The sequence below is a fragment of the Microvirga antarctica genome (assembly GCF_017921815.1).
Lineage (GTDB): Bacteria > Pseudomonadota > Alphaproteobacteria > Rhizobiales > Beijerinckiaceae > Microvirga > Microvirga antarctica.
In genome coordinates, this window is the sequence record NZ_JAGEMM010000001.1 from 1091001 (window position 1) to 1114201 (window position 23201).

Here is a 23201-nt window from a genome sequence, read left to right on the forward strand (position 1 = left end):
CATAGGGCCGAGCCGGCCGCGCATGCGCTGGACACAAGGAACACCTCGTGGATTGGGACAAGATCCGGATTTTCTATACCGTAGCGGAAGCTGGCAGCTTCACGCGGGCCGGAGAAGATCTCGGATTGAGCCAATCCGCCGTGAGCCGCCAGATCAGCGCCCTCGAGCGCGAGCTGCGGGCTCCCCTGTTCCACCGCCATGCCCGCGGGCTGATCCTCACCGAGCAGGGCGACCTCCTGTTTCGGGCCGCCCGCGACATGCGCATGCGTCTGGAAACCACGAAGGCCCGCCTCGTCGACACCAGCGAGCGGCCCTCGGGCGTCCTCAAGGTCACCACGACGGTGGGACTGGGCTCGATCTGGCTCGCGCAGCGGGTCGGGGAATTCCTCGATCTCTATCCGGATGTGCGGGTCGAGCTGATCCTGAATAACGAGGAACTCGATCTTGCCATGCGCGAGGCGGATGTCGCGATCCGCCTGCGTCGACCGGCTCAGCCGGATCTGATCCAGCGGCGGCTGTTCACCATCCACTTCCACGTCTACGCCTCGAACGACTATCTCAAGCGCTTCGGCGAGCCCACGACCCTCCAGGATCTGGACAAGCACCGCATCGTCTCGTTCGGCGGACAGGAGCCGTCCTACCTGCTGGCGGTCCACTGGCTGTCGACCGCCGGACGGGAAGGCCAGGAGCCGCGGCAGTATCATTACATGGTCAACAACATCACCGCCTTGAAGCTGGCGGTGGAAACCGGTGCCGGCATCGCCGTGCTTCCGGATTATGCGGTGGTGGGAAATCCGAACCTGACGCAGGTCCTGCGCGACGTCGAAATGCCCTCTCTCGACAGCTATCTCGTCTATGCGGAGGAGATGCGCTCCGTTGCACGGGTGCAAGCGTTTCGCGATTTCCTCATTACAAAGGCGCAGCGCTGGACGTTCTGATCCCGGCTGCCGACCTGCTTTGACCGTTTTGTGACCTCTCGAACGGTAAGCTATGCGTTTAACGCAGCCCTTTTATGATGCATGTTGCATTGCAAAATGGCACGATGCGGCCGATATCAGCATTGGTCGAATTCACACGGCATCACTTTCTTCCTCCCGGTGATCCCGTGTCGGCCGTTCCCTCTGGAAGGTTTTGACGTCTTTTGTCGGACCTCTACTTTGCCGGGCCCTCGGGTCCGGCCTTTTTTTTGCCTGTGCTCAGGCCCGGTCCGCCATGTCCTGCTTGAGCACGCGACGCAGCACCTTGCCGACATTCGACTTGGGCAGCGACTCCCGGAATTCGATCCGGCGCGGAACCTTGTAGCCGGTCAGATTACTCCGGCAAAACTGCCGCAGGTCTTCTGCGGTGAGGTTGGGATCCTTGCGCACGACGTAGGCGACCACCACCTCGCCGGCCTCGTCATCGGGCGCGCCGACCACCGCTGCCTCCAGCACGCCGGGATGGAGCGCGAGCACGTCCTCGACCTCATTGGGATAGACGTTGAACCCCGAGATCAGGATCATGTCCTTGATCCGGTCGACGATCTTCACCTGCCCGTCAGGCAGCATGACAGCGACGTCCCCTGTCCGGAAATAGCCGTCCGGTGTGGTGACCTTTGCGGTTTCGTCCGGCTTCTCCCAGTAGCCCGCCATGACCTGCGGACCCTTCACGCAAAGCTCGCCCCGCTCCCCGGTCGGAACGTCAAGATTGTCCAGTGACCGGATCACAACGTCGGTGGACGGCACCGGGTAGCCGATGGTGCCGGAGAATTCCTTGATGTCGAGCCGGTTCACGCACACGACCGGAGAGGTCTCCGACAGGCCGTATCCCTCGATGATGGGCGTGCCGGACACCCTCTGCCAGGTCTTGGCGACCGCGGCCTGCGTGGCCATGCCACCGGAAATCGCAAAAACGAGATTGCTGAAATCCACCTTCTCGATCCCGGGCGCATGGGCGAGGGCGTTGTAGAGCGTGTTGACGCCCGACATCAGCGTGAAGGGGCGCTTCTTCAAAGTCTTCACGAAACCCGCAATGTCGCGCGGGTTGGTGATGAGCAACTGGCAGCCCCCGATCTTCAGCATCAGCAGCGCGCAGGCGGTGAGGCCGAAGACGTGATAAAGCGGCAGGGCCGTCACCATCACGTGGTCGGGCCGCTTGCCGAAATACGGGACCATCCAGGCCGCGCATTGCATGACGTTCGCGGCGAGGTTTCGGTGGAGAAGGGTTGCACCCTTGGCAACGCCAGTCGTCCCGCCGGTATATTGCAGAAACGCGACATCGTCGGGTCGGACCTCCACATGCCGTGGCGCCTCCCGCGCACCTTCCGACAGCACCTGAGAGAAGGGCAGCGCCCCCGGAATCCTGAACGGCTTTACGGCCTTCTTGATGTGCCGCGACACAAGGTTGATGACAGTGCCCTTCAAGCCAAGCAGATCGCCGGGGGTCACCAGCACGACCTGATCGAGAGCGAGATCCCCCGAGGCCGCATCCACCGTTGCGGCAAAATTCTCGAGGACGAAGAGGAAACGCGCACCGGAATCGTGGATCTGTTGAATCAGTTCTCGCGGTGTGTAGAGCGGATTGACGTTGACCACCGTGGCGCCCGCATTGAGCACCCCGTAGAGGATCGCCGGGTAGGCCATCACGTTGGGCAGCATGATGGCGACCCGGTGGCCCTTCCCGATGCCGCGGCCTTGCAACCAGGAGGTCACGCGGGACGCGGCCTGTTCCAGTTCGCGATAGGTCATGCGCGTGCCGAAACTCTCGACAGCCGGCCTGTCCGCATAGGCCGCGACCCCATCGCGGAACAGGTCGACGAGCGTCCCGATATGGGCCTCGTCGATCGTCGGGGGCACTGTTGGCGGATAGGCGGCAAACCAGGGTCGGGGCGCGGACGCGGGCTGGATGGCCTGGGATGTCGATGTGGCAATCGAGCCGGTGGCGTCCATGGTGTCTCCTCCGCGGTGACGCGATGATCTGCGGGAGTTGGGGTCTCCTCTGCCCTCAAGGTGATGCGCCCCAGCCGGTTTGTCGATGGCACCCTTCGTCTTAATGCGCCTTGTGGGTCACCGCCTCGGCCGGCTTTCCGCTGAGTTCGGCCATGTGATCGAACCGCGTGGAAAACGTGCCGACCCCCGCCGTCGCCGAGCGCAATTCGACGATCAGGTCGTCGATCTCCGCTTCGGGAATGGTGGCGCTGAGCACATCCCAGCCCGACCATCCGGGCCGGGAATCGTAGCCCAGGATCTGGCCGCGCCGCGAGGTCACGAGACCTGTGGCCTTCGAGAGGGCCTCTGTCGGCAGCGTGATCTCGACCGCCATCACCGGCTCGAGGAGAACGGGCTTTGCTTTCGGCAGGGCTTCGGACAAGGCCAGCCGCGCTGCCGCCTGGAACGCCGCATCGGAGGAATCCACCGTGTGATAGGACCCGTCCGTCAACGTCACCGCGACATCGACCACCGGAAAGCCCAACGGACCGCATTTCACCGCGTCGCGCGCTCCGGTCTCGACGGAGGGTATGTACTGGCGCGGCACGACGCCTCCCGTGATGCGATCCTCGAACGCGAAGCCTTCCCCACGGGCAAGCGGCCGGACGGCGATGGCCACGTCGCCGAACTGACCATGCCCGCCCGTCTGCTTGCGATGCCGTCCCCGCGCCGAGGCCGTCGCGCGGATCGTCTCGCAATAGCCGATCCGGGGCTTGGCCATTTCGACCCCGACCTGGAACCGGGATTGCAGGCGCTCCACCGCCACCCGGAGGTGCATCTCGCCCTGCCCGAGGAGGCGGATTTCACCAAGTTCGGGTGCGGTGTCGACAACGAGCGAGGGATCCTCCTCGCTGATCTTCGTCAGGGCCCCGGACAGCCTCACATCGTCCTTGCGGTCCTTCACCCGCAGGGAGAGCGTGTAGACCGGCTCCGGAGGTGCAACCGACAGGATCGCCTCGGGACGCGTCCGCCCGGACGCAAAGCAATCGCCGGTGGCAAGACCCTCCAGCCTGCCGAACCCGACGGTTTCGCCGGCCTCGGCATCCGCAATCCGGCTCGTGCTTCCCCCCGTCACCTGCAGGAGGGAGCCGATCCGTGCTTCGCCGCCGCGGGAGCCCACGACCGTCTCGCCCTCGTGAAATGCGCCCCGCAGGATGCGCCCGATCGAGAGCTTGCCGCCCTGCCCCATATGCAGGGTCTTGAGGATCTGCGCGAGTGGCGGCCCGTCCTCCGAGACGCCCAGCCGGCTGCGGGTTGCGGCAAGGCCCGGCGCCTCATGCCGGAGAGCCTTCAGCAGGCGCGTCACGCCATTGCCCCGCTCCGCCGCACCGATGAAGACCGGCACCACATGCTGCTCCTGCAATTCCCGCGCGAGGTCATCGAAGATGAGATCCCGGGGCGGGTCGATTTCCGAGATCAGGTCCTCCATCAGCGCATCGTCGTAATCGGCCAGTCGCTCAAGCATGGCGAACCGGGCCTCCCGCTCGCGCAGGCTCTCGCCTTCCGGGATGTCGACGATCTCACTCGGCGCATGCTCGCGATAAATGAAGGCGCGCTCCAGGGCGAGGTCGATAAATCCCACGGCGATGCCGTCTTTCCAGATCGGAATTTGCCGCAGCAGCAGGGGCGTGCGCGACGCCTGCTGCAACAGCGCCAGGGTCTCGCGAACCCGCCGCACCGCCGTGTCGATCTTGTTGATGAACAGGAAGCGCGGAATGGCCGCCTCCTCAAGGTCGCGCAGGATCACCTCAAGGGCGGGAATCTTGCGCTCGTCCGCTTCGCAGACCACGATGGCGGCATCGCAGACCGGCGCGATACTGCGCATTTCGTGCATGAATTCCATGGAGCCGGGGCAATCGACGAACGTCATCGTCTCGCCCAGAAACGACACGGTGGCGAGGTTGGGCTCGATGCTCATGTGGTGCGCGCGCGCTTCGGCGCTCGGATCCCCGACGCTGTCGCCTTCGGCCACATGCCCGGATCGGCCAATCGCGCCCGTTCGCTCGAGGATGGCTTCCAGGAGGGTGGTCTTGCCGCTTTGAAACGGGCCGACGACGGCTATGCATCGCGGGCCCCCGGCTGGTCTGCCGTGAGTGGCCATGAGGATCTCCTCTTCGCCCCCGCAGATGCGCTCTTGCCCGCGCTGTTCAGGCGATGGTCTGCCTCTCGCGACCGCTTGGCAAGCGCTGTCCGCCGCAACGAAAAACGGCCGGGCAAAGGCCCGGCCGTTCAGGATGGAAGAGGTCGGCGTTCAGCGACCGGGGCGCAGTTCCAGATCGCCGATGCCAAGGGCGAAGTTCAGGCCCGTCTGGCCGCTGACCGAGAGGGGCTGCAGAGCCACCGTGCGATTGTTGCCGCCGATCAGGACGTTAGCCCCGAGGCCCGCACCGACGGTCGCCTCGGCACTCACGCCCGCGTAGGTGCCGGCAAGGGACCCGGGGGCAAGGCTGCCCTCTGAGTACACCGCCCATTTGATCACCCCGCGCTGGGTGGCGCCGATATCGAGGCCGAATTTGCGGATGACGCCCGTGTAGCGCTCGTTGCGGCCGCGACGGGGCGCGAAGACGCAGGAGGTGGCCTTCTGCGACCCGAGGATCAGCCCGACACCGCCAGCAACGTTGCAGGTCAGCACGCCGGAGCGGGTGCGGCTTTGAGCGCTTGCTTCCGACGCGCCCAGGAAGGCGACGGCGGACAGAACGGCGATGGAGGCGACGGCGCGAAACATGAGGATCTCCCGAACTGTGATAGCTTGGCCATTAACGGTCCAAGGGGTGACGATGTTCCGCTCGCGCAAATGTGAATTTGCGGACGGGTGCGCAATCTCACCGGCGAACCGTGCGCCGCCGGTGAATTCACGCGTGACCTAACGCAGGCTGGCGCAGAAGCGCTGGATGCGGTGACACGCATCCTCGAGCACCGCGGTCGAGGTCGCATAGGAGATGCGCAGGTTCGGGCCCAATCCGAAGGCTGACCCATGGACGGCCGCTACACCCTCGGCCTGCAGAAGCTCGGACACGAAATCCTCGTCCGTCTCCAGCACCTTGCCCGACGGAGCCGTCTTGCCCATGGCCTCGGCGCAGGAAGGATAGACGTAGAAGGCGCCCTCCGGGGTCGGGCATTTCAGGTACTTGGCCTGGTTGAGCATCGACACGACGAGGTCGCGCCGTTCCTCGAAGGCCTTGCGGAACACCTTGAGGTGGTCCTGCGGCCCGTTCAGCGCCTCGACGGCCGCCCATTGGGCGATGGAGCAGGCGCCTGACGTCTGCTGGCCCTGGACGAAATCCATGGCCTTGATCAGTTCCTCGGGTCCTGCCGCGTAGCCGATGCGCCAACCGGTCATGGCGTAGGATTTGGATACGCCGTTCATGGTCAGGGTGCGGTCGTACAGACGGGGCTCGACCTGGGCCGGCGTGACGAACTCGAAATCGCCGTAGGTCAGGTGCTCGTACATATCGTCGGTCAGCACCCACACATGCGGATGGCGCATCAGCACATCGGTGATCGCCTTCATCTCGTCGCGGGTATAGGCCGCGCCGGAGGGGTTCGACGGCGAGTTCAGGATGATCCACTTGGTCTTGGGCGTAATGGCCTTCTCCAGCGGCTCGGGCTGGAGCTTGAAATTGTGCGCCATGGTCGTATCGACGATGACCGCCGTGCCGCCGCAAAGGCCGACCATCTCCGGATAGGATACCCAGTAGGGGGCCGGGATGATAACCTCATCGCCCGGATTCAGGGTCGCCAGAAGCGCGTTGTAGATCACCTGCTTGCCGCCGGTGCCGACGATGACCTGCGAGGGCTTGTAGTCGAGGCCGTTCTCGCGCTTGAACTTGGCGGCGATCGCCTCACGCAGGGGCACGATGCCCGCCACGGGCGTGTATTTGGTTTCGCCGCGCCGGATCGCGGCCATGGCCGCTTCCTTGATATTGTCCGGGGTGTCGAAATCCGGCTCGCCCACTGACAGGCTGATGATATCCCGGCCCTGGGCTTTGAGGTCCCGCGCGTTCTGCGTGATGACGATCGTCGCAGACGGCTTGATGCGGGAAAGGGCGTCAGACAAAAAGCCCATGGGAATCCTCCGAGCGGGGCGTTAGAAACGAGGGTGGAGACGACGCGGACCCAAGAGCGCCTCGCGACCGCAAAATCGCTCTCGGGGATCAACGAGCCGAACCATGTTCGGGCCGGGAAAAGCCGTTTGACTTTTCCGGGACATGCTCTAGTCCGCCCTCGCCGCCCAAGCAAGCGAAACAGCCCGTCGAAGACGGGTTTTTGAGGAAACGATACACGCCATGACGCCATCCTTGACCCGCCGCCTCGCCCTCGGCCTTTTTGCCGGCTCAGCCCTCCTGGCAACGGCAGCCGCCGGACAGACATTCCCGCAGCGGGTCATCAAGCTTGTCGTGCCGTACCCGGCCGGCGGACCCACCGATGTGATCGCGCGCATCGTCGGCGAGGAGATGGGCCGTTCCCTTGGCCAGAACGTCATCGTCGAGAATCTCGCGGGCGCGTCGGGCGCCGTCGGAACCAGAGCGGTGGCGCGGGCCGAGCCGGACGGATACACGATCGTGTTCGGCAACAACCAGACGCATGGCAACAACATGTTCCTGCTCAAGGAGCCAGGCTACGACGCGATCAAGGATTTCGCGCCGCTGGCCGGCGCCGGAGCTTTTGAACACGTGTTCGTGGTCAGCAACGCCCTGCCGGCCAAATCCATCCAGGAGCTGGTGGCGCTTGCGAAGGCCGAGCCCGGCAAGCTCAATTACGGGTCGACCGGCGTCGGGTCGGGCTCTCATCTGGCCACGGAATTGTTCATGACGCGCACGGGCACCAAGATGACCCATGTGCCGTTTCGGGGGGCGGCGCCGCTCGTCACCGAGCTGATGGCCGGCCGGATCGACGTGTCGAACTCGACGCTTCCAAGCGTTCTGGCGCAGTTCCAGGCCGGTGAAATGCGCGCCATCGGCATTGCCAGTCCGCAACGCAACGCGCAGGCACCGGATGTTCCGACCTTGAGGGAGCAGGGTATTACTGATGCGGATGCCGAATCCTGGGCGGCCTTCTTCGCCCCGGTCAACACGCCAAAGCCCATCCTCGACACCCTGTCGACGACCATCATCGCCGCTCTCAACAAGCCGGAGGTGCGCGATCGCATCACGAAGCTCGGCTTCACCCTGAACGTGCGCGACCCCGAGGCCTTCAAGCCTTATCTGGCAAAGGAAATCCAGACCTGGGCGGACGTGATCAAGGCGGCCAACATCAAGCCGGACGCCACCTAGGCGGCCACTGCGAGGGCGCACACGCGCGCCCTCGCTGTCCCGGCCAAGCTGCCCGCCCCCCGCAACTGCATGTGGCGTTTCGAGATTCCCTCGGAACCTTCTCGACTCGCACGTGTTTTTGCTGACGAACGATGTCACGACAGTGGCGTTACGGGGAAAGATCCGATGTCATCATCGCTTAATCGTACCGGGTATCACATGGCCTCTCGCGTCCAGCGGCTCGACCGTCGCCGGGAATGCCGATTCATGCTTGCGCTGGTCATGCTGATGGGCGTCGCAACGGCATCTGTGCTCGCCACGACACGCGAGGCGTTGTCCGACCCGTCGGCAATCGTGACCGTGATGTTGCCGACCCGGTAACACGGGCGTGATTCCTGTCGAGGTTGACGCCACGCTGTCAGCCGGTACCTCTCTGGCGCACCCCTTCGCTGGAGAGACTTGATGATGACATCCATCCGCCTCGCACTCATCGGTACACTTGCATGTACTGCCCTCTCGCCGCTTGCGGCGCAGGACAGCCAGCGTGTGCGCACCGACAAGGTCGAGGTGGTGGTCGAGACCGTCGCCCGCGATCTGCAGAACCCCTGGGGACTGGCTTTCCTGCCGGACGGGCGGATGCTCGTGACGGAAAAAGCTGGCCGCCTGCGTCTTGTGGCGGCCGACGGAAAACTCTCCGAGCCTCTCACTGGCCTGCCAAAAGTGGCTGCCCGCGGCCAGGGTGGCCTTCTCGACATCGCAGTCTCGCCCACCTTCGCCCGTGACCGGCGCCTGTTTGTCAGCTTCGCAGAGGATCGCGGCGAAGGACGCTCCGGCACGAGTGTCGCGCGCATGCGTCTGAACGAAGCCGGGACAGGAGTCACTGACACGGCGGTGATCTTCCGACAGGAGCCGCCTCATACGGGTGGCAACCATTGGGGCTCGCGTCTTGTCTTCGATCGGGACGGCAACCTTTTCGTGACTCTGGGCGACCGTTTCGACCTGCGGGACCAAGCCCAGAATCCCGCCAATCTCCTGGGCAAAGTGGCCCACATCACTCCTGACGGAAAGCCTGCTCCCAACAATCCGTATCTCAACCGCCAAGGCACCCGACCGGAGATCTGGTCGATGGGACACCGCAACGTGCAGGGGGCGGCACTCCATCCGACGACCGGACAATTGTGGACTGCGGAACATGGGGCCCGGGGCGGCGACGAAATCAACATTCCGCAGAAGGGCAAGAATTACGGCTGGCCGGTCATCAGCTACGGGGTCGATTATTCAGGGGCCAAGATCGGGGAAGGCACCGCGAAGGCGGGCCTCGAGCAACCCGTCTATTATTGGGACCCCTCGATCGCGCCTTCCGGCCTGGCATTCTACACGGGCGACAAGTTTCCCGCGTGGAAGGGCAGCATCCTCGTGGGTGCGCTTGCCGGAAAGCTCGTCTCGCGACTCGAGACCAGCGGCGACAAGATCACCGGGGAGGAGCGCATGCTGCAGACGATCGGGGAGCGTTTTCGAGACGTCCGCCAGGGGCCCGACGGCTACGTCTATCTCCTCACCGATTCCGCGCAGGGTCGCATCCTGAGGATGCGGCCGGCCGATTGAGCTATTTGGTCTGGAAGATGAAGGTCGCACCGGCGGCGATGAGCGCAAATCCGATCAGATGGTTCCAGCCCAGCGGCTCGTCCAGATACAGGACGGAGAAGACGGCGAAGACCGCCAGCGTGATCACCTCCTGCATGGTCTTGAGCTGGGCCGCCGAATACACGCCGGAGCCGATGCGGTTGGCCGGGACTGCGAGCCAGTACTCGAAAAAGGCGATTCCCCAGCTCGCCATCACGGCAATCCAGAGCGGCGAGGTCTTGAACTTCAGGTGGCCGTACCAGGCGAAGGTCATGAAGACGTTCGAGGCAATCAACATGACGACGGGAGCAACGTAGGCGTTCATTGGGAAACCGGGACAGGGCTGCGGGAGCGCTCTGCCGTATTCCTCCCACCTCGCCTGTCAAGATGGCAAAGGCGGCCGTTCAGCGGTTGGCCAGAACCTCCAGAACGCGCGCGCCGCCTGCGATCTGTGGGTTGGAGGGTTCGAAACCCTCGCGTATCTCACGCTGCGTCACCAGACCACGGGCCTTCTCGAATGCCGCATCGAGGGTGGTGGCGGTTCGCAGGGACTTGTTGAAGAACGCGTCGCCAAAATAGGTCCACGCAGCGCCGTCACGGCAACCGAAAGACGAACGGTCGGCGGATGCCGCGGTAATCACCAGCGTGTTCGGGTCCGCGAGTTTGTCGGCGAAGATCCCGGAATAGCAGGCCGATACGATGAGCACCCGATACTTGGCGCCGGTGGCGTCGAGCAATCGGCCCACATCGCGCGGCGTGACGACCCGTTCGTCGCGCGGGGTGACAAGGCCTACTCCAGCAGGCCCCCCATGTGAGGTGAGAACGAGAAGGGCGACGTCCTTGTCAGGATCCAGCACCCGCCCGACAGCCTGCGAGGCTGCCATCAGCGTCGCCGGAGTCGCACTCCCGCGACGCTTGGTGTTGGACCGTACGATCGATCGGCCCTTGGACCCGAACTTGGATTCGAGAATGCTCGCAGCACCGCGCGCCTCGCTCTCGAAGACGCTCTGCGGTCCCCATAAGCCGAACGACAGAATGTAGACATCGGCCTTCGGCGAGCGGGGCGCGAGGCCGAAATTCTCTGCTGAGGCGGTTTGCGACGACCGGGCAGGCGCGCCGATTTTCTCGGCTCTCGCGGCCCCTGCGACGCCAAGCGGGAGAGTGAGAGCCAACAGGCACAGCGCAATCAAGCGACGCATCGAGAACCCCATCTCCAGCCCGACCGCGACGCGGCCGGCACGCCTACCCATAGCGCAATTTCATTGCCACGATGAGGGCAACGAGCACGAATGTCACGCTGTTGGCGAGGATGATCGGGGCATTGCCCACCAGGATGCCGTAGATCAGCCAAAGGGCGACCCCGAGCGCGAAAACGCATTGGGTGACCAGGGATAGAGACTTGGTGTCCTTTGTCCGCAAGGTTTTGAGCGCCTGCGGCAGCCAGCAGACGGTCGTCAGGATGGCGGCCACAAAGCCGATGATTTGAACGCCGAGCATGATCGAATCGTGAGACCCTTGGGACCCGTGGATCTTTATCACGCTATGCCGCAACCGCATGACAATTCCACCGGGCCGATACCGGGCATTGGTGGTTCAGACCACGAGATTCTTCATTGGCGTGACGCCCGCGCTGTCGGGAAAGATCGTCTCGGCGAGGGATTGGGCCGACACCCCGAACAGATCCGTCAGGACCCCCTTGGTGACGGATCGCAGATCCGTCGTCGGGCGCAAATCCCGCCCGTCGAGCAGGTGGGCCGCCTTGAGGCCGGGCCAATCGGCGATCACCCGCCCGCCCCTGACCCCGCCGCCCACCAGAAACGCGACGGTCCCCGTGCCATGGTCGGTACCGATGGTTCCGTTCACCCTCGCGGTCCGGCCGAACTCGGTCACCACCATAATGACAGTATCCTTCCACCGCTCCTTCATGCCGGTCTCGAAGGCCAGCAGGGATTCGTCGAGACCGCCGAGGAGCTGGGCCAGACGGCCCGTGGCACCGCCCTCGTTGGCGTGGGTGTCCCAGCCGTCGAAGGCGAGGGCTGCAATGCGGGGGCCGTCATCCGCGCCCACGAGCCGCGCGGCGCCCTCGGCGATACGGCGCATCCCGTTGATGCCCCCCGGTTTCTGCTGGCCGTTCATGGCCACGGCGTTCGCCATCCTCTCGGTGGCAAGGCCTCGCGAGAGATTGTCGGCCAGCGACGGATCGCGGGCGGCGTAGAGATCCATCACCCGCTGCGCCAGGTCTTCCTTGGCCCGGGGCAGGATTGCGGGCGCCCAGCCGGTCACGGGCGCTCCGCCCCTGACGATCAAGGGCGGAACGGGGCCAACGCCGAGCGCCCCGTTGCGGGCGATCGCTTCGCCCTGCGGCAGCGTCAGCAGCAACCGGTTCATCCATCCGGATTCGACCCGCCCGGGACCCGGTTGTCCGCTCTCGAGGACATCCTGCCCGTCGAAATGCGATCGCTCGCGATAGCCGGTGGCCGTGGCATGGATCACCGTCGCCTGATTGGCTTTGTACAGGCGGGCGAGATTGGGCATGGCGGGATGCAGGGCGAAAAATCCGTCCAGCGGCAGCGCCGCCCCTTCGCCGCTCTTGGATAGGGCGATGCCTTCGCGCAGGGCGGCGTAGTCTGGATCGCCGACCGGCGCCACCGCCGAGAGGCCGTCGAGCGCGCCACGCAGGACGATGCAGACGAAGCGCGAGTCGCGGCCCCCCGCCGCATAGGCGAATTTCGGCATGAAGGTCCAGGCGAACAGGGCGCCGGCCGCCCCCAGCAACGCGCGTCGGCTGACATCGGATTCGCAGAGATCGGACATGGGGTCTCTCCTGGCGGCCTTGGCTAGCGGCGTTGAAATTCGGGCGACATCAACAGCAGCGCGACGCCTTGCTGCCGACTCTCGGCGCGGGCGACGGCCTGTCGGGTCTCCCGCGACGCGTAATCTCCCAGCCCGCCGTCGAGAAGCGCCATGGGATCGCGATCGCTGGCTCGCTGGGACAAGCGGACAGCGACATCGAGGCGTGTCTTGAGACCCTCGGGCGATTCCCAGTGGTCGCGACTGTCCGGGTAGCCGTTGGGACCCGGCGGATCCCACATTTTTTGCCCGAGCGCGTTAAGGAGATTGTTGACGACGCCGCCATTCTCGGGGACCGATCCGAGGAGGCGCAGCGACCCCATGACGAATTCCTGCGGCGAGCGGATCTTGCTCGCTTCCGGCGCCCACGATTCGTCAGCCTGCAGCAGGGCTGCCGCCACCGCCGCCAGATCACCACCGGTGTCGCGAAAGGTGCTCTCCAGCCGGCGCACCAGCGCGTCCGGCGGGTGGTCGGCCACGAAATGCCGGGCGAGCTTGGTGGCGAGGTGCCGGGCGGTGGCGGGCTCGCTGGCGAGCGCCACAAAGACGTCGCGCGCCTGGTCGGGACCGAAATCCGGGTAGTAGCGGCCGAGAACCTGTTGTTCTCCCGGCTCATGCAGCCCGACATTGAACACTGTCGAACCTGGCCGCCCGAGGCGGCCCTCAGGCCCCGCCACCGTCCAGCCGGTAATCACGCGGGCGAGGCTGGTGACATCGGACTGGGTATAGCCGCCGGAGACCCCAAGCGTGTGAAGCTCCAGAATTTCACGGGCCAGATTCTCGTTCAGCCCCTTCTTCTGTCGCCGGGCGGTTTCCGTGCTCGGTCCGATGGATTGGTTGTTGTCCAGATAATAGATCATGGTCGGGTGGGTCTCGACCGCATGAAGCATGTCGCTGAACCGGCCGAGCACGAAAGGCCGGATCGCTTCGCGCTCGAACGCCCCGGCTGTCGATTGAACCTGGTTGCCCTTGGAGACCCCGACCGCAAAATGGTTGCTCCAGAACCAGACCAGCCGCTCCACGAAGCCACCATCCGTCGTCAGCGCTGCATTGACCCGCGCCATGATGTCGGCCTGATACATCGCCTGGGGGATATCGTTGCGGGGCTGCGCAGGCGCCGGCATTGGCTTGCCCGATGCTTCCGCCTTGTCGATCAGGCGCGAAAGCACAATTCCCTCGGGTCGCGGCTCGTCACCGGTGGCTGCATTTCTCGCGCGGGCAAGATCGACGCGCCGGCTCTCCTCACGCAGATCCGCCAATATGGTAGGCGTCTCCGGCAGGATCTGGTTGGTTTGGGGCTGCTCCGACCGGATCTCGGTGAGGAAGAAGCCTTGCGGATCGCGTCCAACCCGGGCCAGGTCGCCGGGGCGGGCGCCCACCCCAAACCGGTTCAACGCTAAAGCCGATGGAATAAAGTCCGATCGCATTGCCGGGCAACCTCGCATCTGTCGCTTGTCGAGGATTCTATTCTGGCGGCGCAATCAGACCGCTTTACGGCAATGTGAAGGCGGGCTGCCTTGTCGATGAACCGCAGATGAAGGCGAACTGAAACGCCGCAGCGGGGTTCTTCCCTCATGACACAGACAAGAGACTTTTCCGACAAAGCGGCCATGACGATCGCCACCGATACGGTTTGCGAACTCATCCTGCGCGCACGTGCGATCGACGTGAAAGAAGAGCTGACCGATCCGGATTCCGGGTCGAACCCCATCGACGACGGTGGGGTGGACGCGCTCATGGACGGCGGCGACGACGCGACCGAGGAAGAGTTGCGGGAGGTTATTTCCGGCCTCAACGACGACGAGCGCGCGGAGCTGATCGCACTGGTCTATGTGGGCCGGGGCGACATGGATGCCGCCGAATGGCCCGACGCCGTGCGGCTCGCACGGGAAAGGGAGGCGGCCAACGTGCTGCCGACAGTCGACTGGTTGCTGGGCATTCCCAACCTCGGCGATCTCTGGGACGAGGGCCTCGCCGCTATGGGCCGTTCCTGCGCGTGAGCGCCAACGACGCGCCGGCAGGTCTACCCGCCGGCGCGTCAGGTTTTTGCTTTACTTCATCATCGCAGGAAGAGCCGCGATATCGCGGACGGGGGCTGACGCCCCGGCGATCTTGGTGACCATGGTGCCTTTGCCGGTCGCAAGATCGACCTTGTAGAGGGTGTCGCCGGCCATCAGCCAGCCCTCGTTCGCCCCATCGGTCGACACGATATCGAAGGCGATGACATCACCCTTCGCGCCATGCATGCCAACCGAGTTGAGAATGCCGTCGTTGGGCGGGGCCTGCTTGACGACTGCGCCGCTGGCGTCGATGTCGTAGAGCACCGTCTCCTTGGCGCCCTTGACCGAGTTGGTGTACGCGCCGGCAATGATCTTGGGTGCCTTGCCCGCATGCATGTCGCCGTCGACGAACTTCAGTTGGCCATCCTTGGTCACCTTGCCGTCATCGACATTGGCGCGAAGATTGGTGCCGTCGGAGCCGATCACCCGCAGACGGTCCGCCACCGGATTGAAGTCGACCGTTACCATGCCGCCCGTCGCCACCATCGTGTCGAGCTTCGATTTCATCATGGCTTTTCCGCTCGCCGTATCGATGGTGAAGACAGTGCCGTCAGAGGCAAGCGCATAAAGCATCCCGTCGGCGGGGCGAACGTCGATCCCGACCAGCTTCCCGCCGGACAGGCCGGACACGGTCATGGATTTGGCGACTTTCTTGCCCGCCACATCGACGATCGCGATCGTGTCGTCACCGATGAGAGCCGCGACGCTTTGTGCGTGGGCCGCCCCTGCGAGCATGGTGGTTCCGACGAGGACTGCTGCGAAAGTGCTGATTTTCATGGCGTTTCTCTCTGAATTTTGCCCGGCTCCACGTGACCGGATATTGCGCATACCCGCCACAATCCCCTATGGATGCAGGGGGCTCACTTTTTTTATGCGCCTGCGTCCACCGGGCGCTCTGGGGTGTACGCACTGAGCAAGCTGACAGGGAGATGACGCGTGGAGGCTACGGTTGGGGCGATTGCCCCCGAGCGCCGTGACTTGACGGACGCCTTGCGCCGTTGCGCCAGAGGCGATCGTTCGGCATTGCGGAGCATTTACGATCTCGAGGCTCCCCGGATGCTGGGCGTGGCTATGCGCATCCTGCGGCGGCGGGCGCTGGCCGAGGAGGCCGTACACGACACCTTCATGCAGGTCTGGCAGCGTGCCGGCAGCTTCGACCCGCAGCGCGGCAATGCGCGCACCTGGCTCTATGCGGTTCTGCGCAACCGTTCCCTCAACATCCTGCGCGGAGAATCCCGCACCGATCTCGTCGAGGATTTCGAGCCCATGGGCCTGGTCAGCGACGAGGAAGGACCGGAGGCCGTGCTCCTTCGCCTGTCCGATTCCGGACGTCTGAAAAGCTGCCTTGAGCGTCTGGAGCCGGCCCGACGCCAGGCCATTACGCTGGCCTATATCCATGGGCTGACCCATGGCGAGCTGGCAGGCCGCCTTGGCATTCCGCTCGGCACCGTCAAATCGTGGATCCGCCGCTCGCTCACCTCCCTGCGGGAGTGCCTGGCATGATCAGCGAACAGAACGATCGGCTCGCCGCCGAGCATGTGATGGGCCTCCTCGACGGCGAGGAGCGCCATCGCGCCGACTTGCTGCTGGCCTCGGATCCGTCCTTCCGGGCTGCGGTGGATCTCTGGCGCGTGCACTTCGCCGAGTTCGATGAGACGGCGCCCGCACTCCCCGCGACGGAAAGCCTGTGGCAGCGCATCGAAACCGGCGTTGCGGCCGACGCACCTGTCTCCGTCAGGCCCGCCCCTGCGCGGGTGGCGACCGAGAGCCGGTTCCGGGCCCTGTGGGACAGTCTCGTCTTCTGGCGCTTTGCCGGAATGACAGCCGCCTGCGCCGCCCTGCTGCTTGCCATCGCTACCGCGTTCTTCGCCGACAGGGCGGCACGCCAGCCGGTGATGGTTGCCGTTCTGGTCAACGATTCCAATCAGCCGGGCGCTGTGCTCAGCACCTTCTCGGATGGCCGCGCCGAATTCGTGCCGCTCGGCGGCACGAGTATTCCGCGGGATCACTCGATGCAGGTCTGGACGTTCCCCGATCCGAAAGGCGCCCCCGTCTCGGTCGGCGTGATCAACGCGGCCAGGACAGTCCAGCTCAACCTCGCGAAGCTCCCGCATCTGCAATCGGATCAGGTGTTCGCGATTTCCATGGAACCGCTGCACGGCTCGCCAACCGGACTGCCGACCGGCCCGGTGGTGTTGAAAGGCACGGCATCGACCGCACTCTGACGGGCTGCCGCAATTGCGACACCGACCCCACCCAGAGTTTGCGTCAACAAATGGAGTTCGGCTCATGATTCCCGGCGATCCCAAGATGCCCCCTGCGGCGACGGCTGCTGACGAGACCGTCGCGCAGACCGAGGATGCCCTTGACGAAGCGCTGGAGGAGACCTTTCCCGCCAGCGACGCCATCAACTTGCGCCAATGGAGCGAGATGGAAGCCTCGGAGCGTGCGCGCGCCGAGCGCGAGGAGCGCTTGAAGGCGCAATCCCATGTTGATCGCTTGGCGCTCTATGCCCGCGGTCCGACCGCGTTTTCCGCGTGAGAAAGACATTCACAAAAATGTGAGAGGCCTGCTGCATCCGCCGGCGTTGCCGGTGGGTATCCACCCTGAAGGACAGCCTTCGATCGCACGATTGAAACCCGGCGCGATCCCATTCACCCCCTTCAGGGACAGATCCGATGACAATTCGTCTTGCAACCTTTGCCGCAGCGCTGGCGCTCGGCACCGCGACGCTCGTCTCCACGATGCCTTCGGTCGCTCAGGAAATGACCAAGATGGTCGGCGGCGCGGCGATGTACCCGTCGAAGAACATCATCGAGAACGCCGTCAATTCCAAGGACCACACCACACTCGTGGCAGCCGTGAAGGCCGCGGGTCTCGTCGAAACGCTGCAGGGCGCGGGCCCCTTTACGGTTTTTGCACCGCGTAATGCCGCATTCGCAAAACTTCCCAAGGGCACCGTCGAGACGCTGCTCATGCCGGCCAACAAGGCCGCGCTGACGGGCGTTCTCACCTATCACGTCGTGTCCGGCCGCGTGACCGCCCAGCAGCTGATGGCGCAGGTCAAGCAGGGCGGCGGCAAGGCCATGCTCAAGACCGTCCAGGGCGAAACCCTCACGGTCATGCAGAAGGGCAACAAGCTCATCCTCGAGGATCAGAAAGGCCGCAAGTCGACGGTGACCATTGCGGACGTCATGCAGTCGAACGGCGTGATCCACGTGGTCGACACCGTCCTCCTGCCGGGCTGAGACATCCGGCGGACATCACGCCCGCCGCGATCGGAGTAATGCGTAGGCGGCCCTTCGATGATCGAGGGGCCGTCATTTTCTTGTCCCTGCGGCCTGCTGCCGCGTCTGCCGAAAGAGCAGCAAAGACGCGGCCTTTTCAAGAATCGCCGGTTAGAGTTTGCCGAGCTTCAGGAACTGCGTCTCCCCGGAGGAATCGTCAACGCCGTCATTGTCCGTCACGATGAAGGCGTTGCCGGCGGCGTCGATGGCGAAGCCCTCGACCTTGTCGAGCACATAGCCCTGCGGCTTCTTGAGGTCGGGCAGCAAGTCGCGCAGCAGCGTCTTTTTCACCACCGGCAGAGGTTGTCCCAAAGCCACCGGCTTCATATCGGCCGCCGATACGGCATAGAGCCTCTTGACCACGGCCTTGTCGGCGATCTGGTTGTCGCGCTCGATGATGATAACGCGATCACCAGCCGCCGTGATTTCGGACAGGCCGATCCAGCCGGTCTCGGTCTTGTCGAGCGGATAATGCACCGCGCCCCAGCTCTTGTCGGCAGGCTTGTAGGCGAGGAGCTTGACGTGGTTTTTTGCATCGTCCGCCCATTCGCGCTGGACGGCGAGCCACACGGTCTGAGCATCGCCCGTTCCGGTGACCGTCACGCCCTCGAAGCCGTAGTTCTTGGCACCCTCTTCGAGGGATGACGGCACGGTGATCTCCTCGATGATCGCACCCTTGGCATCAACCTTGATGAGCCGGTTCTTGAGCCCCTTCTCGGGATTGCCTTCGGAGGCGAGCCAGAACGCCCCATCGGCCGCCATCGCGATGCCTTCGAGATCGAGCTTGTCGGCGGCAGCCCCCGCCCGCGTCACCAGCGTCTCGGCGGTGATGATCGCCGGATGCTGGCTGGCGTCGATGGTGAGGATTCGCGGCGCGGCGCTGTAGACGCTGTCGGTGACGGCATAGAGCCTCCCCGCCTGCGTCGGATCGGCCGCGAGACCCGAGAGTGCGCCCCAGGCAATCGGCAATCCGTCGGCCTTGCGGGCGGAGCGGAGCGTCGGATAGGCCGGAGCCGCGCGCTCGGCACGCTGATAGATCATCACGTGCGGCCCAACGCCGCCACCTTTTCGCAGATCGGTCTCGCTGGTGGCAACGAACAGATTGCGCGAGGGAATCGCCATGAAGCCCTCCGGGCCGATGCCGGTCGGCAGCATCTGGATGAGTTCCGGCGCAGCGCCGGTGTCGCGATACACGCCGACGACGGAGCCACGCTCGGAACCGACGAAGATCAGGTTGTCGGCGCCGAACCGTGCAACGTCGAGGCCTTCGACCTCGACGCCCTTCTTGTTGCGCTTGTCCGGGTAATGGCCGAGTGCCACCACCTCGTGCTCGAAGCTTTCGGCGGATTCGAACGCGACCGAACCGTCCTTGTTGAAGATCGTGAAGCCGCGCGAGCCGCCCTTCCAATCCCCTTCATTGGCCGTGACGAAACGATTGTTGTCGATCCAGTGAACGGCGTCGGGCTCGCGCGGAACGGCCTTCAGCTCATCTGTCAGCGCAATCTTGCCGTCCTTCTTGGTGTCGACGTTCTTGAGATCGACGGTGCCGGCGGAGAAATGCCGCTCGATGGCGCCCGTGCGGCCGTCGATCATCACCAGATGGTTGTTTTCCTGCATCGACAGGACGATCTTGCCGTCCGCCGAAATGTCCACGAATTCCGGCTCGGGATCCTCGCCAGCGACCGCAGCCAGACCCGTCACGTCCACCGTCTTTAACGACGCGCAGGTGAAGCGCTCACCGTCCAGCGCACCGACCACGAGGGCTCCGGCCGGCATCTGCGGCAACGCGCCGTCGTTCACGCTCTCGTCGCGCTCGTTCTCGATGGCGATCGCCATGATGCCGCTGCCGATGGCGATCGAATCCGGCTGGCCGGGAAGCGGGCATTCGCTCGCGACCGTCTTTGACGCCAGATCGACGACGACGAGTTTTCCACTGGGCTTCAGAAAGCTCTCGGAGGTGTTGACCGCCACATAGGCGCGGTTGCCGGACACCTTCACGGAGGTCGGTTCGCCGCCTACCGCCACCTTGCCGCCGGCCTTTGGCTGGGCCGCATCGGCGATGTCGATGAAGCGGATCGCCTTGCGGGGGCCGTCCGTATAGACGAGCAGCTTGCCATCTTCGCTGGCGGAGATGATCTCGGCCACAGTCTCGCCCTTCTGGTCCTCATCGGGAGCCAGATTGGCCGTGATGGGAAAGCTGGCGATCCGGTCGAAATACTCGGCCGCAGAGGCTTCGAGCGCCGTGCCTGACAACAGGAGGGCGGCGAGCGAGCCGATGGCGAAACGTTGGGGCATGGGACCTCGCAGGGGACAATCGGGTGAGGCTCGAGCTTCTGCGTGAAGCCTGTGACGGGCGCATGACACCTGTGTCCGAAAGCCCCGATCCTCTTCCCAATCCGACCCGTCTGTACCATATTCGTTCTATGGCCAAAGCACCCAAGAAGCCCAAGCTTTCCACCGGGAAGGCGAACAAACCCGACCTGAAGCCCCTGGACACCTACCTGTCCGATCTGCTGAGCCCAGCAGTGAACCGGGAGCGCAAGGCCGCGGAAGGCTTTGCGGAGCGCGCCCAGGAAACCTTCATCACCGGAGACGCGGCCGATGTCGATCCGGCGCTGGCCCGCAAGCTCGGATTGCGCGCGCCCGACAGCGGCCCGGATGGGGTCGAGGAGCTGGGGGAACCGCCGGTCGACGTCAACGGCGTCTCGGCGACGGTCGATGCGCTGACGAAACTGCTGACGGAAGGCGACCCGCGATTCAAGAACGGCAAGCTCTGGACGCCTCACCGCCCGGCCCGCCCGGACAAATCCGAGGGCGGCATTCCCTTCAAGCTGGTGTCGGAATTCGAACCCGCCGGCGACCAGCCGGTGGCCATCGCCGAGTTGGTGGACGGCGTGCGCCGGCAGGAACGCGATCAGGTGCTGCTGGGCGTCACCGGGTCCGGCAAGACCTTCACCATGGCCAAGGTGATCGAGGAGACGCAGCGCCCTGCCCTGATCCTGGCCCCCAACAAGACGCTGGCCGCGCAGCTCTATGGGGAGTTCAAGTCGTTCTTTCCCGAGAACGCCGTGGAGTACTTCGTCTCCTACTACGATTACTATCAGCCCGAGGCCTATGTGGCCCGGTCCGATACCTTCATCGAGAAGGAAAGCTCGATCAACGAGCAGATCGACCGCATGCGCCACTCGGCGACCCGCGCGCTCATCGAGCGCGACGACGTCATCATCGTGGCGTCGGTGTCGTGCATCTACGGTATCGGCTCGGTCGAGACCTATACGGCCATGACCTTTTCGGTGAAGGTGGGCGAGCGCATCGAGCAGCGCCAGCTCATCGCCGACCTCGTGGCCCTGCAATACAAGCGCATCCAGAACGATTTTGCCCGCGGCACCTTTCGCGTCCGTGGCGATTCCATCGAACTCTTTCCGGCCCACCTGGAAGACCGCGCCTGGCGCATCGGGCTGTTCGGCGACGAGATCGAGAACATCGTCGAGTTCGACCCGCTGACCGGCCGCAAGACCAATGATCTCGCCTTCGTGAAGGTCTATGCGAATTCGCACTACGTGACCCCGCGTCCGACGCTCCAGCAGGCCGTCAAGGGCATCGAATCCGAGCTGCAGAACCGCCTGCAGGAACTCTCCCGCATGGGACGCCTGCTCGAGGCGCAACGGCTGGAGCAGCGCACGCAGTTCGACCTTGAAATGATCGAGGCCACGGGCGTCTGCAACGGCATCGAGAACTATTCGCGCTACCTCACCGGCCGCAAGCCGGGCGAGCCGCCGCCGACCCTGTTCGAGTATTTGCCCGACAATGCGCTGGTCTTCACAGACGAGAGTCATGTGACCGTGCCGCAGATCGGCGGGATGTATCGCGGCGACTTCAGGCGCAAGGCGACGCTGGCCGAATACGGCTTCCGCCTGCCGTCCTGCCTCGACAACCGTCCATTGCGGTTCGAGGAATGGGACGCCATGCGGCCCCAATCGGTCCACGTGTCGGCGACACCGTCGAAATGGGAGATGGAGCAGACCGGCGGCATCTTCGTCGAGCAGGTGATCCGGCCCACCGGCCTCATCGACCCGCCGGTGGAAATCCGCCCGGCGCGCAACCAGGTCGACGATCTGCTGGGCGAGATCAGGGAGGTGTCGGCGGCAGGCTATCGCACGCTCGTCACGACGCTCACCAAGCGCATGGCCGAGGACCTGACCGAATACCTGCACGAGAACGGCATCCGCGTGCGCTACATGCACTCCGACATCGACACGCTGGAGCGCATCGAGATCATCCGCGACCTGCGTCTTGGGGCCTTCGACGTGCTCATCGGCATCAACCTGCTGCGCGAGGGCCTCGACATTCCCGAATGTGCGCTGGTGGGCATTCTCGATGCCGACAAGGAGGGCTTCCTGCGATCGGAGACCTCGCTGGTGCAGACCATCGGCCGCGCCGCGCGAAACGTCGACGGCCGGGTGATCCTGTATGCGGATCACATGACCGGCTCAATGGAGCGCGCCATTGCCGAGACCGACCGGCGGCGCGCCAAGCAGGTCGCCTACAACGAAGAGCACGGCATCACGCCGCAGAGCATCAAGAAGAACATCGGCGACATTCTCGAGAGCGTTTACGAGCGCGATCACGTCTCGGTGGATGCGGGCCTGACGAAGGGCGGGGTGACCGTCGGCCACAATCTCAAGACTGTCATTGCCGACATGGAAAAGCGCATGCGGGAGGCAGCCGCCAATCTCGACTTCGAGGAAGCGGCCCGCCTGCGCGACGAGCTCAAGCGCCTGCAGGCGACGCAGCTTGCCATCAGCGACGATCCGCTTGCGCGCCAGACCGACGTGGAGCGCGAGGCGGGCAAGTATGGGGGCTCGCGCAAATACGGCCGCAACGCCGATCTCCCGCCGCGTGGCCTGCCCGCCTCCCCGGAGGGCGCAAGCCCCGGCATCGAGGATGCCAGTTCCTACGGCCCGGGCGGTAGGGGCCGGTCGGATGAGGGGACCCGTATTCGCAAACCCTCGCTAGATGAGATGGGCCCCGGCACGGACCGGGAGGTGCCGTTGAACTTCAAGGAGCGGCCGAAGGCCCGCAGCACCCAGGGCCTGGCAGGGCAGAAGCCGAAGTATAAGGGCGGGCGCGGCAAGTAAGATGAGCCCGATCCGCAAAAATTCG

The 23201-nt window shown here is 64.6% G+C and carries 21 protein-coding genes; 10 read left to right on the top strand and 11 right to left on the bottom strand.

What is annotated here, in order from left to right; all coding sequences use genetic code 11:
• Window positions 1-47 precede the first annotated feature (47 nt).
• A complete protein-coding gene (locus J4G32_RS05230; RefSeq protein WP_210485056.1) occupies window positions 48-938 on the top strand; it encodes a LysR family transcriptional regulator in 891 nt (296 codons plus the stop codon).
• A gap of 258 nt (window positions 939-1196) precedes the next feature.
• Here the strand turns inward: J4G32_RS05230 and J4G32_RS05235 are convergent, their stop codons facing one another.
• The 4 genes from J4G32_RS05235 to J4G32_RS05250 form a co-directional block, all read right to left on the bottom strand.
• Complete coding sequence (locus J4G32_RS05235) at window positions 1197-2927, bottom strand: AMP-binding protein (RefSeq protein WP_210485057.1); 1731 nt, start codon at window positions 2925-2927, stop codon at window positions 1197-1199.
• 100 nt (window positions 2928-3027) lie between these two features.
• The gene (locus tag J4G32_RS05240) at window positions 3028-5067 is read right to left on the bottom strand and encodes an elongation factor G (RefSeq protein WP_210485058.1); all 2040 of its coding nucleotides are present in this window, start codon (window positions 5065-5067) and stop codon (window positions 3028-3030) included.
• A gap of 150 nt (window positions 5068-5217) precedes the next feature.
• Window positions 5218-5691, bottom strand: coding sequence for a DUF992 domain-containing protein (locus J4G32_RS05245; protein WP_210485059.1), 474 nt, complete (start codon window positions 5689-5691; stop codon window positions 5218-5220).
• A gap of 138 nt (window positions 5692-5829) precedes the next feature.
• Complete coding sequence (locus tag J4G32_RS05250; RefSeq protein ID WP_210485060.1) at window positions 5830-7032, bottom strand: pyridoxal phosphate-dependent aminotransferase; 1203 nt, start codon at window positions 7030-7032, stop codon at window positions 5830-5832.
• Window positions 7033-7252: 220 nt separating this feature from the next.
• On the opposite strand from J4G32_RS05250, the gene J4G32_RS05255 reads away from it, so the two are divergent.
• From J4G32_RS05255 to J4G32_RS05265, 3 genes are all read left to right on the top strand, one after another.
• Window positions 7253-8239, top strand: coding sequence for a Bug family tripartite tricarboxylate transporter substrate binding protein (locus tag J4G32_RS05255; protein WP_210485061.1), 987 nt, complete (start codon window positions 7253-7255; stop codon window positions 8237-8239).
• 165 nt (window positions 8240-8404) lie between these two features.
• On the top strand, window positions 8405-8599 hold the full coding sequence (locus J4G32_RS05260) for a hypothetical protein (RefSeq protein ID WP_210485062.1): 195 nt from the start codon (window positions 8405-8407) through the stop codon (window positions 8597-8599).
• A gap of 84 nt (window positions 8600-8683) precedes the next feature.
• On the top strand, window positions 8684-9823 hold the full coding sequence (locus J4G32_RS05265; protein ID WP_210485514.1) for a PQQ-dependent sugar dehydrogenase: 1140 nt from the start codon (window positions 8684-8686) through the stop codon (window positions 9821-9823).
• A 1-nt stretch (window position 9824) separates the two neighbouring features.
• Here the strand turns inward: J4G32_RS05265 and J4G32_RS05270 are convergent, their stop codons facing one another.
• The 5 genes from J4G32_RS05270 to J4G32_RS05290 all read right to left on the bottom strand — a co-directional run bounded on the left by J4G32_RS05270 (window position 9825) and on the right by J4G32_RS05290 (window position 14118).
• On the bottom strand, window positions 9825-10166 hold the full coding sequence (locus J4G32_RS05270) for a DMT family protein (RefSeq protein ID WP_210485063.1): 342 nt from the start codon (window positions 10164-10166) through the stop codon (window positions 9825-9827).
• Between the two features lie 79 nt (window positions 10167-10245).
• Window positions 10246-11091 carry a C13 family peptidase gene (locus tag J4G32_RS05275; protein WP_246504769.1) on the bottom strand — a complete coding sequence of 282 codons (846 nt, stop codon included), beginning with the start codon at window positions 11089-11091 and terminating at the stop codon, window positions 10246-10248.
• Window positions 11084-11338, bottom strand: a complete 255-nt coding sequence (locus tag J4G32_RS05280) for a SemiSWEET transporter (protein ID WP_210485064.1) — start codon at window positions 11336-11338, stop codon at window positions 11084-11086. Before J4G32_RS05280 ends, J4G32_RS05275 begins: the two co-directional genes overlap by 8 nt.
• A 96-nt stretch (window positions 11339-11434) precedes the next feature.
• On the bottom strand, window positions 11435-12655 hold the full coding sequence (locus J4G32_RS05285) for a DUF1501 domain-containing protein (protein ID WP_210485065.1): 1221 nt from the start codon (window positions 12653-12655) through the stop codon (window positions 11435-11437).
• Between the two features lie 23 nt (window positions 12656-12678).
• Complete coding sequence (locus J4G32_RS05290; protein WP_246504770.1) at window positions 12679-14118, bottom strand: DUF1800 domain-containing protein; 1440 nt, start codon at window positions 14116-14118, stop codon at window positions 12679-12681.
• 183 nt (window positions 14119-14301) lie between these two features.
• Between J4G32_RS05290 and J4G32_RS05295 the strand changes: the two genes are divergently transcribed.
• Window positions 14302-14691 (top strand): DUF3775 domain-containing protein, encoded by a 390-nt coding sequence (locus J4G32_RS05295; protein ID WP_210485517.1) that lies wholly within the window; start codon window positions 14302-14304, stop codon window positions 14689-14691.
• A gap of 51 nt (window positions 14692-14742) precedes the next feature.
• On the opposite strand, the gene J4G32_RS05300 is transcribed toward J4G32_RS05295, so the two are convergent.
• On the bottom strand, window positions 14743-15528 hold the full coding sequence (locus J4G32_RS05300; RefSeq protein ID WP_210485066.1) for a DUF4394 domain-containing protein: 786 nt from the start codon (window positions 15526-15528) through the stop codon (window positions 14743-14745).
• Window positions 15529-15687: 159 nt separating this feature from the next.
• On the opposite strand from J4G32_RS05300, the gene J4G32_RS05305 reads away from it, so the two are divergent.
• The 4 genes from J4G32_RS05305 to J4G32_RS05320 all read left to right on the top strand — a co-directional run bounded on the left by J4G32_RS05305 (window position 15688) and on the right by J4G32_RS05320 (window position 17999).
• Window positions 15688-16254 (top strand): sigma-70 family RNA polymerase sigma factor, encoded by a 567-nt coding sequence (locus J4G32_RS05305; RefSeq protein ID WP_343232588.1) that lies wholly within the window; start codon window positions 15688-15690, stop codon window positions 16252-16254.
• Window positions 16251-16976 carry an anti-sigma factor gene (locus tag J4G32_RS05310; RefSeq protein ID WP_210485067.1) on the top strand — a complete coding sequence of 242 codons (726 nt, stop codon included), beginning with the start codon at window positions 16251-16253 and terminating at the stop codon, window positions 16974-16976. The genes J4G32_RS05305 and J4G32_RS05310 overlap by 4 nt, the downstream gene beginning before the upstream one ends.
• A 64-nt stretch (window positions 16977-17040) precedes the next feature.
• Entirely contained in the window at window positions 17041-17292 is a 252-nt protein-coding gene (locus tag J4G32_RS05315; RefSeq protein WP_210485068.1) for a hypothetical protein, read from the top strand.
• A gap of 137 nt (window positions 17293-17429) precedes the next feature.
• A complete protein-coding gene (locus J4G32_RS05320) occupies window positions 17430-17999 on the top strand; it encodes a fasciclin domain-containing protein (protein ID WP_210485069.1) in 570 nt (189 codons plus the stop codon).
• A 150-nt stretch (window positions 18000-18149) separates the two neighbouring features.
• Here the strand turns inward: J4G32_RS05320 and J4G32_RS05325 are convergent, their stop codons facing one another.
• Window positions 18150-20333, bottom strand: a complete 2184-nt coding sequence (locus J4G32_RS05325) for an esterase-like activity of phytase family protein (RefSeq protein WP_210485070.1) — start codon at window positions 20331-20333, stop codon at window positions 18150-18152.
• A 128-nt stretch (window positions 20334-20461) separates the two neighbouring features.
• Here J4G32_RS05325 and uvrB point away from each other — a divergent pair, with 128 nt between their 5' ends.
• Window positions 20462-23176, top strand: a complete 2715-nt coding sequence (gene uvrB, locus J4G32_RS05330; protein WP_210485519.1) for an excinuclease ABC subunit UvrB — start codon at window positions 20462-20464, stop codon at window positions 23174-23176.
• Window positions 23177-23201 lie beyond the last annotated feature (25 nt).